Below are 20,481 nucleotides of genomic sequence, written 5' to 3'. Positions count from 1 at the left end.
TGTGGGGTAAGTCTTATAGTCGGTTTTCAACCGACTTCAGCTATGAGGCGGGGACTTGCACTCCCCGCCGGATCGTGGGGTTTACAGAGCTTATTGAGAATGGTGCAAGATCTGAGTTAAAACCGACTGAAATGCTTTTACCGTAACGTTTTCAGCCGGTTTCTAACCGGCTTTAGCTATGAGGCGTGGGTTTAAACGAATGGCGGCCAGATGGTCGGGTGACAAAGGCTTACTGAGAATGGTGCAAGATCTCAGATAAATCCGACTAAAAGGGTTTTAGGAGAATATTTTTAGTCGGTTTTTAACCGACTTTAGCTATTAGGCGTGGGATTAATCCCACGCCGGGTTATCGTTAGGTGTTAGGCTGCCATCGTTTAAACCCTCCCTCCCGCTTGCCAAATTTACACCAGGGAAACGGCTGCTAAATTGGTCACGGTTTGGGGCTGAATTGGGGTTTCACTCATCAGCTTGGGCGTCCATTTCAGCAAGGCGGGACGGTATGGGGTATTGCCCCACAAACAGCGTTGGTAATGCCGGATTTGATGCCAGAGACATTGACGATAGGTTTTATTGCCAGTGGCAACAGTTGCTAGTTGTTGTTCCCAGGTAGTAATAAAATGAATGGCGGGACTGGTTTTGCCGTTACCATTGCTGGAATCCCCCAAGTGAGAGAGGGCAACTTGCAATGTCACGACATCGACTAACACCACACTCCACTCCAGCATCAAATCTCGCACTAATGGCAGGTTGTCTCCATCGCTGCGGTGCAATCCGCCAATATCCGGATGCAGTCCCATTTCCAAAACCATCCCCAGTCCCACCTGTTCTAATAAAGCTTGACCGAGGTGTAACAGATTGTTAACGGCTGCGGGTTTTGAGCCTGCATTCAGCCACAACCACTCGCGCAAGGCGGGATAGTACACTTGATTGATGGCGGCTAAATGGCGACGCAATTGTTCGATGGGGAGGGTGGGAATCTCATCGAGAAACAGTTCGATCGCTTCACAGGCGATTTCGACAGTGGGACAACCGCAGGAAGTGAGAGACAGCAACAATGCCCGACGATTGTGCAAAGTGGCACTCACGATTCGTTCGCTGGTGGATTGCAGGAACTGCGGATCCGACGCAAGTTGCAGTTGTTGGGGCAAATATTTGGCATCGGGTTCCAGGTGAAGGCGTCCTAAATAGCGATCGCCTGCATCGAGAAACAACACCGGCAGAGAATGAGACAAGGCTAATGCGGTTGCCTCACCAGAGAGTTCGCAGCCCTGAAAAACCACGATGTGACTGGTGAGTTTTGCTTGAAGACGATGCTGCAATTGCTGGCGATACCAGACTTCAAACACTTGCCGCTTTGCTTTGAGAATCGAACCGGGTTGGGTTAGATAAATAGGCATTAGGTTCAGCTAAACGCTACATCTCCAGCATTGCAAGGGAGTATTTGAGTTCTTATATGCTTTCTGCGCCTCAGTGTATGAGTTTTTATATGAGTTTGGCGCAGCAGTCATATTGGCTGGGTCAATTTGGAAAAAAGACACTAAAAAAGCAGTCGCGATCGAACTCGACTGCTTTTATTCGTTTCAGCACCTTTTCCCTTTAATAAGGGTCGAACGCGGAGGCTAATCTCCTCGAAGAGTTAGAGGAGCGGCACCTGTTTCAGCACCTTTTCCCTTTAATAAGGGTCGAACCCCAAAATACCTCTTCCCCCCTCCAATTAGGTTACTTGAGTTTCAGCCCCTTTTCCCTTTAAGAAGGGTCGAACTCTGTATCGAATGGACGGAGGGTCCGAATGGACCCTTGTTTCAGCACCTTTTCCCTTTAAGAAGGGTCGAACCCCTCCAACTCCAAGGTTACTTGAAATATTAGTAAAGGTTTCAGCACCTTTTCCCTTTAAGAAGGGTCGAACGATTCGTCCTGGATCCATTTGGCTAGGGCTAGCAAGTTTCAGCACCTTTTCCCTTTAAGAAGGGTCGAACACACCTGTCCGAGGAGGATCGGTGTCCCAGCAATTGCTGGAAAGTTTCAGCACCTTTTCCCTTTAAGAAGGGTCGAACTGCTTGTTTTGGCCTTGGTCTTGGCTACCAGCCGTTTCAGCACCTTTTCCCTTTAAGAAGGGTCGAACTGAATCTCTTGAAGGAATCATGCTACCCAGGGTTAAAGTTTCAGCACCTTTTCCCTTTAAGAAGGGTCGAACCACGAAATAGACCTCCCTCAGCCCCTTTTCGAAGGTTTCAGCACCTTTTCCCTTTAAGAAGGGTCGAACACAGCGATGGGTATGTACGTGCTCAAATATGGTACCAGTTTCAGCACCTTTTCCCTTTAAGAAGGGTCGAACGTTGTAATGCGGTAAGGATCCTGTTTGAAGGACCCGTTTCAGCACCTTTTCCCTTTAAGAAGGGTCGAACTGATGGGGTGAGAGTCGTATTTGAAGGACCCTGTACCAACGTTTCAGCACCTTTTCCCTTTAAGAAGGGTCGAACCCCTAGTGAATTTGGACCAATACCGCATTTAACCATCCAGTTTCAGCACCTTTTCCCTTTAAGAAGGGTCGAACAATTATTTACCACAACATGTGTTGTGGGCGATAACTGTTTCAGCACCTTTTCCCTTTAAGAAGGGTCGAACCAGATCCGGATACGTCAAATACGCCGCTCTTCTTCACGTTTCAGCACCTTTTCCCTTTAAGAAGGGTCGAACTATCTGTTTGACGATCGTCGTTTCAGTCTCAGGACTGCGTTTCAGCACCTTTTCCCTTTAAGAAGGGTCGAACAAACATAGTTTCAGTTTCAGGACTGAAACTGAATCTGGATCTATAGTTTCAGCACCTTTTCCCTTTAAGAAGGGTCGAACCATGTTTTACGGCTGGAACTTCTCATGGAGTGAAACGTTTCAGCACCTTTTCCCTTTAAGAAGGGTCGAACACTTGATTCTAACAGCCCTTTTCCTGTCTTGCTTAACGTTTCAGCACCTTTTCCCTTTAAGAAGGGTCGAACTTTTGACATACCAGTACGATACTGGTAAAAAAAAGCGTTTCAGCACCTTTTCCCTTTAAGAAGGGTCGAACATGTCTACGACACTGTCGTAGGACGGTGGCGTGGAAAGTTTCAGCACCTTTTCCCTTTAAGAAGGGTCGAAGCATTTTAGCAATACAGACCGCGCGAACGTTGAGTGTTTCAGCACCTTTTCCCTTTAAGAAGGGTCGAACTTTTTTCTTGTTGCCGTACCGGTATCAGCGGAACAAGAGTTTCAGCACCTTTTCCCTTTAAGAAGGGTCGAACACCCTCGACACACTTCAGTGTCGAGTGGGTGGAACAGTGTTTCAGCACCTTTTCCCTTTAAGAAGGGTCGAACAGATGGAGTCGGGTATGATGTCCTTTTGGACTTCAAGTTTCAGCACCTTTTCCCTTTAAGAAGGGTCGAACTTTAGTCTTCCAAGGCACCGACAACTCAATCGCGACCGGTTTCAGCACCTTTTCCCTTTAAGAAGGGTCGAACGAGGGCGAATTGACCTAGGTTACGCTGAAACAAGTTTAGGTTTCAGCACCTTTTCCCTTTAAGAAGGGTCGAACATTTCGCTTTTTGGTTCTCGATTTTGCTGAGAGGTAAGAGGTTTCAGCACCTTTTCCCTTTAAGAAGGGTCGAACCTTTATTTTCGTTCATGATGGGATCTAAGATAGACCAGTTAATGTTTCAGCACCTTTTCCCTTTAAGAAGGGTCGAACCGGTTTGTGTCGAGTGGGTAGAAGTAGACTTAGAGTTTCAGCACCTTTTCCCTTTAAGAAGGGTCGAACCTCAGTATTACTGTATCGATCAATATAGGAATCGGTAGTTTCAGCACCTTTTCCCTTTAAGAAGGGTCGAACCATGCCTACTGGTCGGCTCCAAGATCGACCAGCTAGTGTTTCAGCACCTTTTCCCTTTAAGAAGGGTCGAACAAAGGACATGCACATTATGTCCATATCGTTACCAACGGTTTCAGCACCTTTTCCCTTTAAGAAGGGTCGAACCATTTGGTTTTACGTTCGCGATAGCGAGTAAACTGGGTTTCAGCACCTTTTCCCTTTAAGAAGGGTCGAACCACTGTGTTAAAGAAGAAATTCAATGTGTGGAGGTGTGGTTTCAGCACCTTTTCCCTTTAAGAAGGGTCGAACCGTTTTGCTTGGAGAACTTCTGGTTCTGTTGCTAGTTTCAGCACCTTTTCCCTTTAAGAAGGGTCGAACTCTTTTTTTTCCGACTTGGGGGGAAGGGTTGTTGTTCAAGTTTCAGCACCTTTTCCCTTTAAGAAGGGTCGAACTTCTGGCTTCCCCGGTGTCCTAGGGAAATGTCTTTTGTTTCAGCACCTTTTCCCTTTAAGAAGGGTCGAACGACAGCAGTTGCGAAGCAGTCCAGATGACTATTTTCGGTTTCAGCACCTTTTCCCTTTAAGAAGGGTCGAACTTTTGAAAACGAGCACCTATCGATACCAGGGGGAGGACTGTTTCAGCACCTTTTCCCTTTAAGAAGGGTCGAACGGATGGAAAATTCAAGTCTATGCCGGATTTATTATGAGTTTCAGCACCTTTTCCCTTTAAGAAGGGTCGAACGGGTAACTAGTCCCCCTAGGGTAGATTAGTTTTGTTTCAGCACCTTTTCCCTTTAAGAAGGGTCGAACTTCGATTCTTCGTTCGGACAAAGTTTCCGAACAGTAGAGTTTCAGCACCTTTTCCCTTTAAGAAGGGTCGAACAAGTGCCAGGTGCTGTTTATTCAGAAGAACAGTGACGGTTTCAGCACCTTTTCCCTTTAAGAAGGGTCGAACTGGTCAAGTCCTTAATGTGGTAGATGCTACTTATTTCGTTTCAGCACCTTTTCCCTTTAAGAAGGGTCGAACCGTGTCGATGTCGTCGGCGGTATTTTCCTACGGAGGGTTTCAGCACCTTTTCCCTTTAAGAAGGGTCGAACACGGCCGATTCAATTATATTTCGTGGTGGGCTGTGGTGTTTCAGCACCTTTTCCCTTTAAGAAGGGTCGAACGATTCATCATTCGGACAACGTTTCCGGACGATGGAAATGTTTCAGCACCTTTTCCCTTTAAGAAGGGTCGAACCACTGCGCAACCATCCGGGGGATCAGTCTCCCAGTGGTTGTTTCAGCACCTTTTCCCTTTAAGAAGGGTCGAACAATGCAAGGTGCTCTGCGCCCCAATCTGCACCCAATGTTTCAGCACCTTTTCCCTTTAAGAAGGGTCGAACTTGGAATCGTAACCCAAATACTCCCCGCCTCTTATCCGTTTCAGCACCTTTTCCCTTTAAGAAGGGTCGAACAACTGTTGTTCAACGACGACGGAGCTCGCCGATTTGTTTCAGCACCTTTTCCCTTTAAGAAGGGTCGAACCGGTGCTGTGGTGGTGTGTTCCAACTTCAAGGAAGAGTTTCAGCACCTTTTCCCTTTAAGAAGGGTCGAACTCGCGGTCGCTATCGGTGTGGTGGTGTGTTCCACCAAGTTTCAGCACCTTTTCCCTTTAAGAAGGGTCGAACCGGGCAATACCCTGCTGTTCTTATCACAGCGGAAGTGTTTCAGCACCTTTTCCCTTTAAGAAGGGTCGAACGTTGGGGTTCAAGAAGCAGCAATCGTAGTAGAAGACCGTGTTTCAGCACCTTTTCCCTTTAAGAAGGGTCGAACACTCCCTTGACTGTAATGGCGACGGAGTAGCCGATTGTGTTTCAGCACCTTTTCCCTTTAAGAAGGGTCGAACATTACGGGCGTCGCGAGCGTCGCGAGCGTCGCGGTTTCAGCACCTTTTCCCTTTAAGAAGGGTCGAACCCTTGAGTTTTGAAACTCAAGCGCTGAGCCAATTCTACACCCATCCATCTGAGGGGGTCAAGGTTTTGTAGCAACACGGGTCTCATTTTCGCCTCAAATCACGGAAAATCGTGGTCTGAAACCCTCTGGTAGAGGGCTATCTGAGGGGGGTAACGACAGAATCAGGGTTTCAGCACTTCCCTACCCCCCTCAGATGCTTATCAGTCAGTCTCTAATGATAAGGTGGACTAATAGAACTAGAGCGGGTTTGCCGGTGGTTATGGAAGGGAACAGGGGGAGAAGGATGAAGGATGAAGGATGAAGAATCAACAATCAACCATCAACTCAGGATAAATGACACATAAACTTAAGCCTCCGTTAAATATTTTAGCATTCTTTTGCCTTTGCTTTTCGTAATCTGGTAGTGGGACTTGCCGCGTTTGTTGCGAAAGGAGATGGCAATAAATCCTTCGTCAATCAAACCGGCCAAATGATGTTTGATGCGTGAAAGCTCACCGCCTCGGGCGCAACTCTGGGCGCAAAGTTGTGCTGAGGTAATTCCCGGTTGTCTCGCGACTGCTAAAAATAGCGATCGCCTCGTTCCTGTTAGGGGTTTGGGCATGAAGAACGGGAAACGGGTATTAAGGATGAAGGATGAAGGATGAAGGATGAAGGGTTAATAAAAATAATCAACCATCAACAATCAACCATCAACAATCAACCATCAACAATCAACCATCAACAATCAACCATCACCCCTTACAACTTCCACAACATCGGACGATACACCTCAACTTCCCCTACCAAACAGGCAATATATTCCCGCACTTGCAACTCGATACAGCGTTTCAAACTGACTTTATAAGCCGTGTGAGGATGGGTGATTTCCGACAGCAACTTATCCTCCCAATGCTTCAAATATTTCTTGAGTGCATGAGGTTGCAAATAAACCCCATTGCGTTCGTCCGGTGGGGTAAAATCATCGGGAGTCAAAATCTGGGAATTCACCAAATACGCCACCAAAGAATCCACAATTTGAGCGCGAAACTCCTCCATCAAATCCGAGACTAATGCCGGATGATTGTCCCGAGGCACGTGCAAATTCCCAAAGTGCGGATGCAGTCCGGCTAAATTCACAAAAGAATGCACATTTTGACTCAGCAACGTATAGCCGAGACTCATCATGCTATTCACCGGATCGGTGGGGGGACGTTTGGTGCGTTTGTTAAAGGCAAAGGGGCCGGTAAATAGTGAACCCAATCCTTGAAAATAGGCAGCAGCGGCTTTTCCTTCATACCCGCGCAAGGCATCCATCGATTCGGCTAACGAGAGTTTATTCATGCAACTGGCAAGCATTTCCAAAGCAATGAACGCCTCATCGGTTTGGCGACGGCGATTCAGTTTCAACAACAATGCCCGGGAATTGTGCAATTTTGCCGCGACGATCGCCTCCGCTTGCATCCGCGTAAATTCCGGATCCAAACTGCGTTGCACTTGCTGAATCAAATACTCGACTTTGGCATGACTTTCCGAGTACAATCGTCCAAAATAACGCCCCTTTTGCGATAAATACATCACGGGAATGCGACGGCGCAAGGCCAAAGAAACGGCACCGTGTGACATATTGCAACAGCCGAACAAGACGATATGACTGACGCGATTGGCGGGAACTTTGACCCGCAGTTCCCGATTGGAAAACACTTGAAATTGCTGGTTTTTGACGCTTAAATAAGCGCCTTGGTCGGTGATGTATAAAGTGGTCATGGTATCACTCCACAAATGTTGCGGATGGGCAATGGGAAAGTGGATCGATTTGAGACTGCACGCCAGGGGAGGACGAGAAACGCGCACTCGCTTGCGTTGTGCGGGACGCCGAGAGGGAACGCCAGAGGCAGATAGCACCCATTCACTGCTGTCTCGTTTGGGGGGTGGTGGGGGTGCATAGACCTCACCTTTGACAAACCGATAGCCGAGAAAGGTAAACTCTTCTTCGGGACTGTAGATGCGGGTTTTTTCCAGTTGCAAGGTGAGATAGCACTCGCCCAACCAGTCCCGCACTCGTTCTAAGGCGCGGTGTGCTTGGATGGAATCTGGGGTGGCGATCGCAAAATCATCCCCGTAGCGCACCAGATTGAATCCCTGTGCCAAACATCGCCGGTCAAACTCGGTGAGATACAAGTTGGCTAAAGCACCAGACAAAATCGCCCCCTGCAACACCCCTTTGCCAAAGTTGCGATACTGTCCCCGAATCACAATCCCCGCGCCGATTTGCTGTTCGAGCAATTGCAACAAAATCGGTTCTAATTGCAATTCTTCAATGTGAGTCAGCAACAGCGCCCAGCAAAGATTATCGAAGAATTGGGCAATATCGGCTTTGAGTACCCAACAGGGTTGAAACTGGTAGTAGGAATACAGATGCCGCACTGCCATCTGGATACCGCGCCCCGGTCGATAGGCGTAGCTACAATCGAGTAGGGTGTCTTCCAGGGGCCAGTAGAGTTCTTCCAGCAACAATCGCTGTACGATGCGGTCAGATACGGTGGGTATGCCGATTAAGCGTTTGCCACCGGATGCCTTGGGTAAGTGAAAGCCCAAAGCGGGTTTGGCGAGATAGGTTTCGCGAGTAAGATGCTGTTGGAGTTGCTGCAACTGCGCCTCCAGATTGTCAGCAAACCCATCAACGGTAATGCGATCGACCCCTGCCATTCGGGATCCTCGGCGCACTTGTTGCCAAGCTGCTTTCAGCAAGTTGTCGGTAAATTCCATAAGCAAGGAAAGAAATGGCTTGCATTTCCATCGTGGCAAGGGCTTATTTGAGTTCGCGTATGAGTATGGGGGGAGAGTGTATGATTTTTTATATGAGTTTGGAGTAAAATCGAAAAAATCAATATTCACAGGAGGTTGAGATGTCGCCTCGATCGCTGGTTGCGTCTGAAGAGGGTCTCAAAAAAGCCGAACGAGCTTTACAACGGCATAATTTGACGAAAACCGCGATCGCCAAGGAATTAGCGATCGCATCTTGGACGACAGTGAGCAAATTTTTCAATTGCAAACCCGTCGATCGCCCCTATTTCCAAGAAATCTGTCGGGCGTTGGATCTCGATTGGCAGGAAATTGCTGGAATTCCTTCGGAAAGTCATGAACCCGAACCGGATTCACCCCCAGTGGAAAGCATTATCGAAGAAGCGTTTGCCAAAGCAACACCGGCGACGGCTCAACTTGAAACCGTCACCCGCAATGCCTCGAGAACCCGCAAAGCCCTCGAACCCTATATTTTACCGGCGATTCGTCGGGAAGCATTGCTCGACAAATGCTTGAGTCAGATTGCGATCGGACTTGCGGGAAAACAGCGGGTGGTGCCGATTTTGGGGGCGGCAGGATATGGGAAAAGTACCCTTTTGGGCACGCTGTATGACGAGTTGCTGACTCAGAATCATGCCGGTTGGATTGCCTTAGTGCGCTGTGACGATTTAATCGGAGGAAGCGATCGCTTTCCGGAAGAAGTGGGGGAAAAAGTCAGCGATTCCCCCCTCTCCATCGTCGCCGTCGCCCAACAACTCACCGCACAACGGGGACGCGGGGTGTTATTGCTCGATACTTTAGATATTATTCTCACTAAACCCCTCGTACCGGTATTGCGTCTCACTCTCTCCCAACTGCTCGAATCCGGCACCACAGTCGCCTTTACCTGTCGCGATAGCGATTATGCCGACTTTTTTGAACCCTATCACGAAAGTTTTGCCGGGTTCCGGGAAAGCGTGTATGACGGCTGCAAAATCGCTGAATTCGATCGCGAAGAAGTGGCAACAGCGGCTCGCACTTATGCCGCTCTCAAACCGGAATATCCCACCCCTGAGAGTCAAATCAGCTTTGCCAGCCGCATTTTAGACCTATCTGCCGATCGCGTTTCTTTAGCAGAAATTGTGGGCAATCCCCTGCTGTTGGCGCTGTTGTGCGAACTGTTTGCCGAAGCGCAAGTCGTCCCGGAAGATTTGACCGTCAGCCAACTTTACGACATCTATTGGACGTGGAAAATTTCTAAAGTCCGGCATCAACAGCAATCTCCGCGCATTGGCAAAAGTAAGGAAAAATTATGCTTATTTTTAGCCGAAACTTTATATCAAAATTCCGAAGAACGGTTGCGCGATTTTATCTATGAAACTCAGTTTGACCTCAGCAACGAAACCGATTTTGCCGCCTACACTGCCTTGCGTAGCGATGGGGTGTTGAAAGAGTTTGGCAACCATCGCATCGGTTTTTTCCATCAAACGTTCCTGGAATATGCGATCGCTCGTTGGTTAAATGCTACCGAATCCGGCGAACGAACTCAAGCCCACATCCGCCGTCAGTTTCGCGCCAATTCTCCGGAAATTCGTCATTATTTATGGCCGATATTTCGTCAGTTGCTAACCTTGGTTGCTTTAGAAGAATTTTATCGGATTTGCACCGAACTGGATAAACAACAATTGCTCCCCTTTCGTGCCATTGCTTTTGCTGCCGTATCCCGCACGGAACCGGAATCGGCATCGGTACTGCTGCAACTGTTTGACATTGCTAAAACTGGCGATTATGCGTTTCTGGAAGCGTTGTTAATTGCGGCCAATTCTGCCCCGATTCGACATAGCAATCCGGTGTGGGAGGTGGTGGTGCGATCGCTCTCTCATGCGGGGAAAGAATTGATTAACAAAACCATTGAAGTGGCTGCGGGTTGGATTGCTCGTTCCGAGGCGGGAAGTCAGCGATTTCGCGATGCCATTTCTGCCTTAGATGCCAGTGCATTAACTGATACGCGATTGGGTCATACTCTGTGGGGAAAGTTCCTGGGAGAATACTATCGCAGCGTTCGCAATTCGGGGAAGTCGCTGGATTTGCCGGTGTTAGAAATTCTCAAACAACAGTATAGCGCATTTGGCAGTCACGTGCGGGCGATCGCCATCGATTTGTACTTGACTCCTGGAGTGCCTACTCAAGTGCAGCGCGATTTTTTACTAACCATTTTGGAGATTCCTCCGGCGAATAATTCTTTTGTGGAAAAGGAGAATGCGGTGACTTTGCTGTTGCACCTGTTACCGGATTTAATCGCCGATGGAAATTCCCCGTTTGGCAATTCTTGGTTTAGCGTATTGGATGCGGAGTTACAACCGGAATGGGTGGGAGTTTGTGCAGTGGTTGTGGGACAAAAAGCAGCCAGGGATCCGGAATTGGTGGAAGCGATCGCTCGGGCTTTGTTTGAGGAACCGCCCCCCAATGCCTCAAAATCTTTTAACCGCAGCAGCGCGATCGCTTTGCAAGAAGCGATTCAATCCGGGGGCGCTGACACTGTGGCATCCGCACTGGTAAAGCGGGATATCCTTCAAATTGCTGAAAATCGCATTTCTACCTTGGCAATGATGGTGAGACAGTTGGGGAAACAAGGGTGGGAAACGACGGCAAAGGATGAAGAATGGGCGGTGAAATTGGGAGAATGGATTCAGCCGGTGATTGATTCTCATCCGGTAGAATGGATTGGGGCGCTGGATGCTTTGGCGGTGCGATCGCCTGGGGTGCAAACCCAATTGTCAGAAGTGCTGCAACGCGCGATCGCTTCCCTAAAACCGAAAAAAATCAACTTAATTCTCAAAAAACTGGCGTACATTCCCCCGGCGATCGTCCCTTATTTGCAACAAAACCGTCAATCGAAAGAATGTCGCATAGCGTTATTAAAATTAGCCCAGCAAGAAGCTGAGGCGGGGTCATCGGAAGCGGTGACGGAAATTATCGCTGCTTGTGCCGATGTTTCTCAAGATGTTGCTAAGGATGCGTCAGGGATGCTGTGGGAATTAGCCCGTCAACAACAAGCGATCGCGGTTGAATCGTTGTTGCCTATTTTAGCCAATTCTCGGATAATTGGGGTTCGACAAAATTGCTTTCAGGCGATTTTGGAACGGGTGAATGCCAAGGTGGTGAGTCCCGCACAAATCGTCACTGTATTTGAGGCGATCGCCACCGAAACTGCACCGGAAATTTTGCAACTGGCGTACAAACTGACGACGGCGGCAATTTGGAACCACCCTTCTGGGGAACGGATGCTAGAATTGCCCATTGCCAATGCTGCATTTGCCTTAACCCGGAGGATTGTGGGTCATGTGCCTCAGAAAACCATAGATGCGATCGGCAATATTGCTATGATTACTTTTAACCAGATGGTGTTGCTGGAAGAACGCCAGTTGATTCCCGAACTGACGGAATGCACCCGATTGTTATTTCGCTCGGTGGATATTGCTGGAAAAATTGATAAACTGGTAGTGACGGGTTTGCTGAGTCATCTAGCCAAATTCGATTCCGAGTTATTGTCAGCGATTATCACCGAAGATTGGACGAGGGACAATAAGATATTACCGATTGCCAATCAACAAGCTTTAGTAGTTGCCATCTCTAACAATGAAGGTAAGATGTCTCCCTTACTCGATCGCCTGTTAGCGGATCCTTCCGTTCCCGAAGAAACCAAAACTCGCATCCTGCGCGATCGCAATCTCTAGCCCGGTCAGTTATTAGCTGGTCTTATCAGTTTCTTGGGATTGATAAGCATCTGAGGGGGGTAGGCAACCTCTGAAACCCGCATTCTATCGTGACCCCCCTCAGATAAGCCTCTGGGACTGGGTTTCAGCCGACGATTTTCCGTGATTTTTGACAAAAATGACCACTCTGTTGCTACAAAACCTTGACCCCCTCAGATCGATGGGTGTAGAATTGGCTCTATACCCGAGTCTCAGGACTCAAGGGTTTGACCCTTATTGAAGGGAAAAGGTGCTGAAACTTCTTCCTTGTCTTCCTTCACCATGTCCGTGAAGGCGATGAGTTTGACCCTTATTGAAGGGAAAAGGTGCTGAAACATTTCACATTCTTCCTTGTCTTCTTCCTTGAAGTAGTTGGTGGAAGTTTGACCCTTATTGAAGGGAAAAGGTGCTGAAACAGGTCATCTCCTGCTGGTTGAACCAGCCGGTACTTGTTTGACCCTTATTGAAGGGAAAAGGTGCTGAAACTATTGCCCGGACGGACCATATGCCCGCCGATGAAAGTTTGACCCTTATTGAAGGGAAAAGGTGCTGAAACTCGACCCACTCTACGCATACTGGTGCGCAGAGGGTTTGACCCTTATTGAAGGGAAAAGGTGCTGAAACAAAATTATCTCCTACCATGCATAGGGTGGAGTTTGACCCTTATTGAAGGGAAAAGGTGCTGAAACTCTAGCCACTGTCGTAGCCCCTCGTATTCTGACAAGTGTTTGACCCTTATTGAAGGGAAAAGGTGCTGAAACATTATGGTACGGAATTCTTCTCCGCTATGTCGATCGAAGCGTTTGACCCTTATTGAAGGGAAAAGGTGCTGAAACGTTGAAACTAATCTACCCTAGTGGGACTGGGGGACTGTTTGACCCTTATTGAAGGGAAAAGGTGCTGAAACGACAATAGCCCACCAGCTAATGTAGTTAAACCGCCCGTTTGACCCTTATTGAAGGGAAAAGGTGCTGAAACTGTTCCACCACCGACCCATCTGGGTGGTGGACAACAGGTTTGACCCTTATTGAAGGGAAAAGGTGCTGAAACTAGTTGGATCTCTTGGATCTCAGGGATGCTTGGGTGGCAGTTTGACCCTTATTGAAGGGAAAAGGTGCTGAAACTCCTCCGGTCCTTACGGTCGCGAATATCAGAAATTTTTGAGTTTGACCCTTATTGAAGGGAAAAGGTGCTGAAACCTTACGGTGGCTGTTATCAAAAATTTCTGATACTCGTTTGACCCTTATTGAAGGGAAAAGGTGCTGAAACTATACTGAGCCTGAAAGCCATTGAGAATCCACTCAAGTTTGACCCTTATTGAAGGGAAAAGGTGCTGAAACCATATATCTATCTCCTGGTTCCGGTGAGGAACGCAGAGTTTGACCCTTATTGAAGGGAAAAGGTGCTGAAACCCTGGGCATACTCGCCCTCACCCTCATGGAGAAAAGTTTGACCCTTATTGAAGGGAAAAGGTGCTGAAACAGTTCCAAGGGCCCATACAATAAGCCCAACGAAAGCAATAGTTTGACCCTTATTGAAGGGAAAAGGTGCTGAAACAGCATCGCAATGCCAATAGCGTGTGCAACTGTAATCGTTTGACCCTTATTGAAGGGAAAAGGTGCTGAAACCCCTGCTCTATAGCAGGGTTTTGGTTTGCTATAGCCGGTTTGACCCTTATTGAAGGGAAAAGGTGCTGAAACTACGCAGTGGTATGGGTTCGGGGAGTTCCGTCCGCGAAAAAGTTTGACCCTTATTGAAGGGAAAAGGTGCTGAAACTTGTGGGCAAATCAAAATCTGTCACTTCAATTAGCACGGTGTTTGACCCTTATTGAAGGGAAAAGGTGCTGAAACTTTTAAATAATGGCGAAAGCCATGGAATGATATCCTGTTTGACCCTTATTGAAGGGAAAAGGTGCTGAAACTTAATTCCATGAATTGACGGGGGGTTCGTCAAAATGGTTTGACCCTTATTGAAGGGAAAAGGTGCTGAAACGCATGATTTTCCACGTTTGTTCCACTGGAAGACCAGTTTGACCCTTATTGAAGGGAAAAGGTGCTGAAACGTACGACATACGATCCCGAGATTATGCGTGTAAACGGTTTGACCCTTATTGAAGGGAAAAGGTGCTGAAACACTATGTAAGCAGACTCTAGACGAGTCTCGTTTGGAAGTTTGACCCTTATTGAAGGGAAAAGGTGCTGAAACTCTTGGGTGTTTTGAAATGGCCATCGCCCTGAAACGTTTGACCCTTATTGAAGGGAAAAGGTGCTGAAACCAGGAATAAATCCCGACCTTCACCCCCTACGAATTGTTTGACCCTTATTGAAGGGAAAAGGTGCTGAAACTACATGTCCTTGCCCCTTATCAAAGTGGACAATAGTGTTTGACCCTTATTGAAGGGAAAAGGTGCTGAAACTTGTGAGCTGTTGCTCCGATCGCGGAGCAACTGTGGTTTGACCCTTATTGAAGGGAAAAGGTGCTGAAACTAATACACCCCATACAGGGGCGAACTATCGAACTGGTTTGACCCTTATTGAAGGGAAAAGGTGCTGAAACCAGGAAGAGGAGGAGGGAACTATTCCCTCCTTTGTAATAGTTTGACCCTTATTGAAGGGAAAAGGTGCTGAAACAAGAGTAGATTAGAGTGGTAGGCTCCTTTGTAATAGTTTGACCCTTATTGAAGGGAAAAGGTGCTGAAACTTTAGACTAGTTGGGTGCTGGATAGCACCCATGTTCGTTTGACCCTTATTGAAGGGAAAAGGTGCTGAAACGTAATAGAGGTGCTGGACATGGATACTATATAGGGTTTGACCCTTATTGAAGGGAAAAGGTGCTGAAACTCTAGCAAAATTTTGATTTGAAGCCCATCGCCATAAAGTTTGACCCTTATTGAAGGGAAAAGGTGCTGAAACGATTTATCATCCGCAAAATTGGGCTCTTGAAAATTTTGTTTGACCCTTATTGAAGGGAAAAGGTGCTGAAACATTCATATGTGGATGCATAGCGAACAACTAGTGCAAACTGTTTGACCCTTATTGAAGGGAAAAGGTGCTGAAACAACAAGAATGGTATTTAAACTCTTATCCTCTTCGTACCGTTTGACCCTTATTGAAGGGAAAAGGTGCTGAAACTTGCCGCTTGCTCCGAAAGAAACAGACCGAAACTGTTTGACCCTTATTGAAGGGAAAAGGTGCTGAAACTATCCATGAAAATCTGACCAATTATGACCACATTGCTCCATTTGTTTGACCCTTATTGAAGGGAAAAGGTGCTGAAACTAGTCAAGAACTATGCTTAAGCTTGAAAAATTTCCTACCGTTTGACCCTTATTGAAGGGAAAAGGTGCTGAAACAGTCGTACCAATACGAATACCCTTTTTCTAAAAGGGGTTTGACCCTTATTGAAGGGAAAAGGTGCTGAAACAAAATATCGAAGAAAATCCATTTTTGACTTTGCAAGTGTTTGACCCTTATTGAAGGGAAAAGGTGCTGAAACGACGGACGATTGAGGAAAGTCATTTTTCTTTCCGAGAGTTTGACCCTTATTGAAGGGAAAAGGTGCTGAAACAGGGTAGCACTGTTTCATTATGCTATCCATTGCTCTCGTTTGACCCTTATTGAAGGGAAAAGGTGCTGAAACTGTGGGGGCGTTTAAATTAATCCGCTCCCGCTCCTCGTTTGACCCTTATTGAAGGGAAAAGGTGCTGAAACCCCAGACCACCCAGGCGACATTTTCGCCACAGAATAGTTTGACCCTTATTGAAGGGAAAAGGTGCTGAAACTCTTTACAACTTGATCCCCTTGACCTGTAAATTCTAGTTTGACCCTTATTGAAGGGAAAAGGTGCTGAAACATGAATATAGACTGGCCTTCATAACTTGCGATATAGGTGTTTGACCCTTATTGAAGGGAAAAGGTGCTGAAACCTAGGCCCCATTGCTGGGCTATTCGGTCAATCAGTTGTTGTTTGACCCTTATTGAAGGGAAAAGGTGCTGAAACCATAAAATGTATCATTTCCTTTGTTTCCAAAGGAGATGTTTGACCCTTATTGAAGGGAAAAGGTGCTGAAACAAATGAGAAACAACCCACCCGAGGGTTAGGGTTACAGCTGGTTTGACCCTTATTGAAGGGAAAAGGTGCTGAAACTACTAGCCCCTGGTGATTGTCGTTGTTGACTATTTGTTTGACCCTTATTGAAGGGAAAAGGTGCTGAAACATCCTCCGTCGATGGCGGTACGAACCCCTGGTATTGGTTTGACCCTTATTGAAGGGAAAAGGTGCTGAAACTTTCCCAAAAAATTTGGAAAGAGTAACCTTCTTTTTGCAATGCGTTTGACCCTTATTGAAGGGAAAAGGTGCTGAAACCCCCAATAAGCAAGGAAGTAAAACTTCCCTGCCCATGGAGTTTGACCCTTATTGAAGGGAAAAGGTGCTGAAACATTCGCCCGGCCAACTTAGCCGTTCATTTTTGAAATGTTTGACCCTTATTGAAGGGAAAAGGTGCTGAAACAAAAACATCATCGCCTTCTAAGCCGAGGAGGGCTTTATGTTTGACCCTTATTGAAGGGAAAAGGTGCTGAAACCAACTTTGTCTTCGTACACTACCCAGGCAACAACCTCGTTTGACCCTTATTGAAGGGAAAAGGTGCTGAAACAGCAGCTTTCTAGTCCCGCGTCCATATGACGCAAAAGTTTGACCCTTATTGAAGGGAAAAGGTGCTGAAACTTCCAGTAATCGCCCGGGTAGTGCCCGCATTGCGAGATTGTTTGACCCTTATTGAAGGGAAAAGGTGCTGAAACTAGGAGTTTCCGCGGAAACGTCCCACTTCTGTATCGTGTTTGACCCTTATTGAAGGGAAAAGGTGCTGAAACTCATCCCATTCGTCTTCCCATGGGTGGGAAAAATAGGTTTGACCCTTATTGAAGGGAAAAGGTGCTGAAACCCTTCGTTTACAATCATAAACATAAGGCCGTTTTCAAGGCGTTTGACCCTTATTGAAGGGAAAAGGTGCTGAAACAAGTTGTGCTTTTGCAGGTGCAGGGGTTGAAAAGAAGTTTGACCCTTATTGAAGGGAAAAGGTGCTGAAACCGAAAGGGTTAGGCAGGTTAAGAATTTCTTTTGGGGTTAGGTGTTTGACCCTTATTGAAGGGAAAAGGTGCTGAAACTAGTCGAAAGAGTCAAGGAAAAGGTCGTAAAAAAGGGTTTGACCCTTATTGAAGGGAAAAGGTGCTGAAACCCAGGGAATCACCCGGACGACACCTTCGCCCTCGTATTTGTTTGACCCTTATTGAAGGGAAAAGGTGCTGAAACGAGTGCGTACCTTTGCGGTAATAATATACACCGTAAAGAGTTTGACCCTTATTGAAGGGAAAAGGTGCTGAAACTTCGCGCGCCGCTAATAAATTTAGCGCCGATTTGGTGTTTGACCCTTATTGAAGGGAAAAGGTGCTGAAACTTCAGCATAATTCCAGTTATTACGGATTCGAGATTGTCAACCAACTAAATTTTGCTACAGAATTAATTTCCGCACCAGAGGCGCGGGAAGAACTGGCAGAATTGAACTTGCGGGCGGGGAAAAAAGCCAAAGCGTCAGCCGCCTACGAAGCTGCTTTTAAATACTTGCAAGTAGGGAGAGAACTGTTCGGCGATCGCACTTGGGAAACGCACTACGAATTGACCCTTTCCCTGTATGTAGAAGCCGCCGAAGCTGCCTATGTCTGCGGCGAGTTTGAAGCAATGGAGCGGTACGTGCAAGGGGTGTTACAGCAAGCAAAGCACCTGTTGGATAAAGTCAAAATATATGAGATAAAAATTCAAGGTTGCATGGCTCAAAACCAGCCTCGAGAAGCAGTGAAAACCGCTTTATCGGTGCTGAAGCTATTGGGAATCAATTTTCCTCAAAAGCCTACGCAATTGCAGATTGGGTTAACTCTCCTAAAAACCAAGCTTTTGTTAGCCCAAAAGCGCATCGAAACCTTAGAGAATTTACCGCCAATGCGCGATGCATTTCATCAAGCCGCAATGCGAATCTTGGTCAGTTTGTTTTCTGCTGCTTATGTCAGCGTTCCCGAACTATTACTGCCTTCAATTTGTAAAATGATTGATTTATCGGTCAAACATGGGAATGCGGCTGAATCTGCCTTTGGCTATGTTTGTTATGGGGTAATTTTATGTGGCGTTGTCGGAGATATTGAGGCGGGATATACGATGGGCAAATTGGGGGTTGAATTAGCGGACAAAAATACTGCAAAAGAAATTCAAGCTAAAACCTTAATTAATGGAGCAATGTTCGTGAATTTCTGGAAACCCCCTCTGATTGATACTTTAACTGATTTTAAAAAAAGCTATCAAATTTAGAAGTAATTAAAGGTTTGATAGGTTTCCCAATGTTTTACTTTTACGCTGCTCTTACGCAATTGGCAGTATGTAGTACCGTTCCCAAACTAGAAAAAAAGCGCATGTTGCAGAAAGTGCTAAACAACCAGAAAAAAATGAAAAAGTGGGCGCATCATGCGCCGATGAACTTTTTGCATAAATATTATCTGGTGGAAGCGGAACGAAATCGGGTTGTTGGCAAAGAGATTAAAGCCATGAACCAGTACGATCGCGCCATTGAACTTGCCAAAGAAAATCAGTACCTCAACGACGAAGCGTTAGCCAACGAACTCGCCGCCAAATTTTACCTCGCCAAAGGCAAAATCAAAATTGCCCAAACCTATATGCAAGAAGCGCGCTATTGCTATTTAAAATGGGGCGCAACGGCAAAAGTCAAGCATTTAGAAGAAACCTATCCGCAACTCTTTCAAATTATCGCTCAGAATCCGGCGGGCAATTCCCAAGTACAATCCAGCCATTTGCCCACCACAACTGATAGCGGAAAAGCCCTGGATGTCACCAGCGTATTAAAAGCCTCTCAAGCGATTTCTGGCGAAATAATCTTAGAAAAATCCCTGGCTAAATTAATGAAAATTATGATAGAAAATGCCGGGGCACAAAAGGGAGTGTTGATTTTAGAAAAAGCGGGAAAATTGTTTATCGAAGCAGCGGGCAGCGTAGAGTCGGATGAATTTACCGTGTTGCAATCGCTTCCCCTAGAAAATAACCTGCCCGTTTCCCTGGTGAATTATGTGGCGCGCGCCCGAGAAACCGTGGTACTCGATGAGGCGTATCGGGAACAATGGTTTAACCAAGACCCTTATATTTCGGCAAATCAAACTCAATCGATTTTTTGCGTTCCGTTAATCAATCAAGGGAAGCTAATTAGTATTGTTTACTTGGAAAATAACCTCACCGTAGGAGCATTTACGGAAGAACGAAGAAAGGTTATCACTTTGTTGTCGGCTCAAGCGGCAATTTCGATTGAAAATGCCAAACTGTATAGTGAATTGCGGGAGAATGAAAGCCGCTTGATGCAGTTTCTCGAAGCAGTTCCGGTGGGGATTTTGGTGCTCGATCGCACCGGAACTCCGTATTATGCCAATCACGCCGCCCAGCAGATGTTTGGCAAAGGCATTGAATCGGTAGCGCCGGATAAATTAACTGAAGTTTATCGCCTGTACTGCACCAACAGCGATCGCCTCTATCCCACGGATCGATTATCCAGCGTGCAAGCTTTGCGGGGGTTATCTAGTATGGCAAATAATCTGGAAATTCATCGCGGCGATCGCATTATCCCCATCGAAAGTTGGGGAACGCCGATTTTTGACGAACAAGGGAATGTGGTGTATGCGATCGCTGCCTTTCAGGATATCACAGACCGCAAAAAAGCGGAAGCCGAACGCCTAAAACTCACCAACGATTTGCTACAGCTTAACGCCGCCTACTCGCGCTTTGTTCCCCGACAATTTCTGCAATTTCTCAACAAAAATAGTATCGTCGATGTGCAACTGGGCAATCATGTAGAACGAGAAATGTCCGTGCTGTTTTCCGACATTCGCTCCTTCACTACCTTATCAGAAAGCATGAACCCGCAAGACAATTTTAAATTTATCAATTCCTATTTGCGGCGTATGGAACCGGCGATTCTGCTCAACAATGGCTTTATCGACAAATACATTGGCGATGCGATTATGGCCCTATTTGGCGAAAGCAAATTGTCACTACGAACCGGGGGATTGAAATCGCGGCTACACAGGCAAAGTCCACCTTCGTGGACTTATTCTTT

Annotated in this window: 6 protein-coding genes and 2 CRISPR repeat arrays; of the genes, 3 read left to right on the top strand and 3 right to left on the bottom strand. The window is 46.7% G+C overall.

Going from position 1 to position 20,481, the window contains the following annotated elements; all coding sequences use genetic code 11:
- Positions 1-401 precede the first annotated feature (401 nt).
- The 3 genes from cas1 (AC0QH1_RS02050) to cas1 (AC0QH1_RS02040) form a co-directional block, all read right to left on the bottom strand.
- Positions 402-1,397 (bottom strand): CRISPR-associated endonuclease Cas1, encoded by a 996-nt coding sequence (gene cas1 / locus AC0QH1_RS02050; protein ID WP_324629112.1) that lies wholly within the window; start codon positions 1,395-1,397, stop codon positions 402-404.
- A 180-nt stretch (positions 1,398-1,577) separates the two neighbouring features.
- Positions 1,578-5,800: a CRISPR direct-repeat array (repeat unit 35 nt; unit sequence GTTTCAGCACCTTTTCCCTTTAAGAAGGGTCGAAC).
- Between the two features lie 346 nt (positions 5,801-6,146).
- Entirely contained in the window at positions 6,147-6,401 is a 255-nt protein-coding gene (locus AC0QH1_RS02045; RefSeq protein WP_324629111.1) for a hypothetical protein, read from the bottom strand.
- Between the two features lie 137 nt (positions 6,402-6,538).
- Positions 6,539-8,545, bottom strand: coding sequence for a CRISPR-associated endonuclease Cas1 (cas1, locus tag AC0QH1_RS02040; RefSeq protein WP_324629109.1), 2,007 nt, complete (start codon positions 8,543-8,545; stop codon positions 6,539-6,541).
- Positions 8,546-8,685: 140 nt separating this feature from the next.
- Here cas1 (AC0QH1_RS02040) and AC0QH1_RS02035 point away from each other — a divergent pair, with 140 nt between their 5' ends.
- The 3 genes from AC0QH1_RS02035 to AC0QH1_RS02025 all read left to right on the top strand — a co-directional run.
- Positions 8,686-12,297: an NACHT domain-containing protein gene (locus AC0QH1_RS02035; RefSeq protein WP_324629108.1), complete on the top strand. Its 3,612-nt coding sequence runs from the start codon at positions 8,686-8,688 to the stop codon at positions 12,295-12,297.
- Positions 12,298-12,540: 243 nt separating this feature from the next.
- A CRISPR array of direct repeats spans positions 12,541-17,772; the repeat unit is 35 nt; unit sequence GTTTGACCCTTATTGAAGGGAAAAGGTGCTGAAAC.
- A gap of 107 nt (positions 17,773-17,879) precedes the next feature.
- On the top strand, positions 17,880-18,674 hold the full coding sequence (locus AC0QH1_RS02030; RefSeq protein ID WP_324629107.1) for a hypothetical protein: 795 nt from the start codon (positions 17,880-17,882) through the stop codon (positions 18,672-18,674).
- Between the two features lie 134 nt (positions 18,675-18,808).
- Positions 18,809-20,481: GAF domain-containing protein (locus tag AC0QH1_RS02025; RefSeq protein WP_324629106.1), on the top strand; the 1,673-nt coding region annotated here is incomplete at its 3' end.

This window comes from Phormidium sp. CCY1219, assembly GCF_055795085.1.
Note: the sequence above shows the minus strand (reverse complement) of the source record. Positions and strands in the feature narration are given on the sequence as shown.

What these genes read in the sequence shown, in the direction of transcription:
- cas1 (WP_324629112.1), bottom strand. Translation starts at nt 1,397, where the DNA reads ATGCCTATTTATCTAACCCAACCCGGTTCGATTCTCAAAGCAAAGCGG.
- cas1 (WP_324629109.1), bottom strand. Translation starts at nt 8,545, where the DNA reads ATGGAATTTACCGACAACTTGCTGAAAGCAGCTTGGCAACAAGTGCGC.
- AC0QH1_RS02045 (WP_324629111.1), bottom strand. Translation starts at nt 6,401, where the DNA reads ATGCCCAAACCCCTAACAGGAACGAGGCGATCGCTATTTTTAGCAGTC.
- AC0QH1_RS02035 (WP_324629108.1), top strand. Translation starts at nt 8,686, where the DNA reads ATGTCGCCTCGATCGCTGGTTGCGTCTGAAGAGGGTCTCAAAAAAGCC.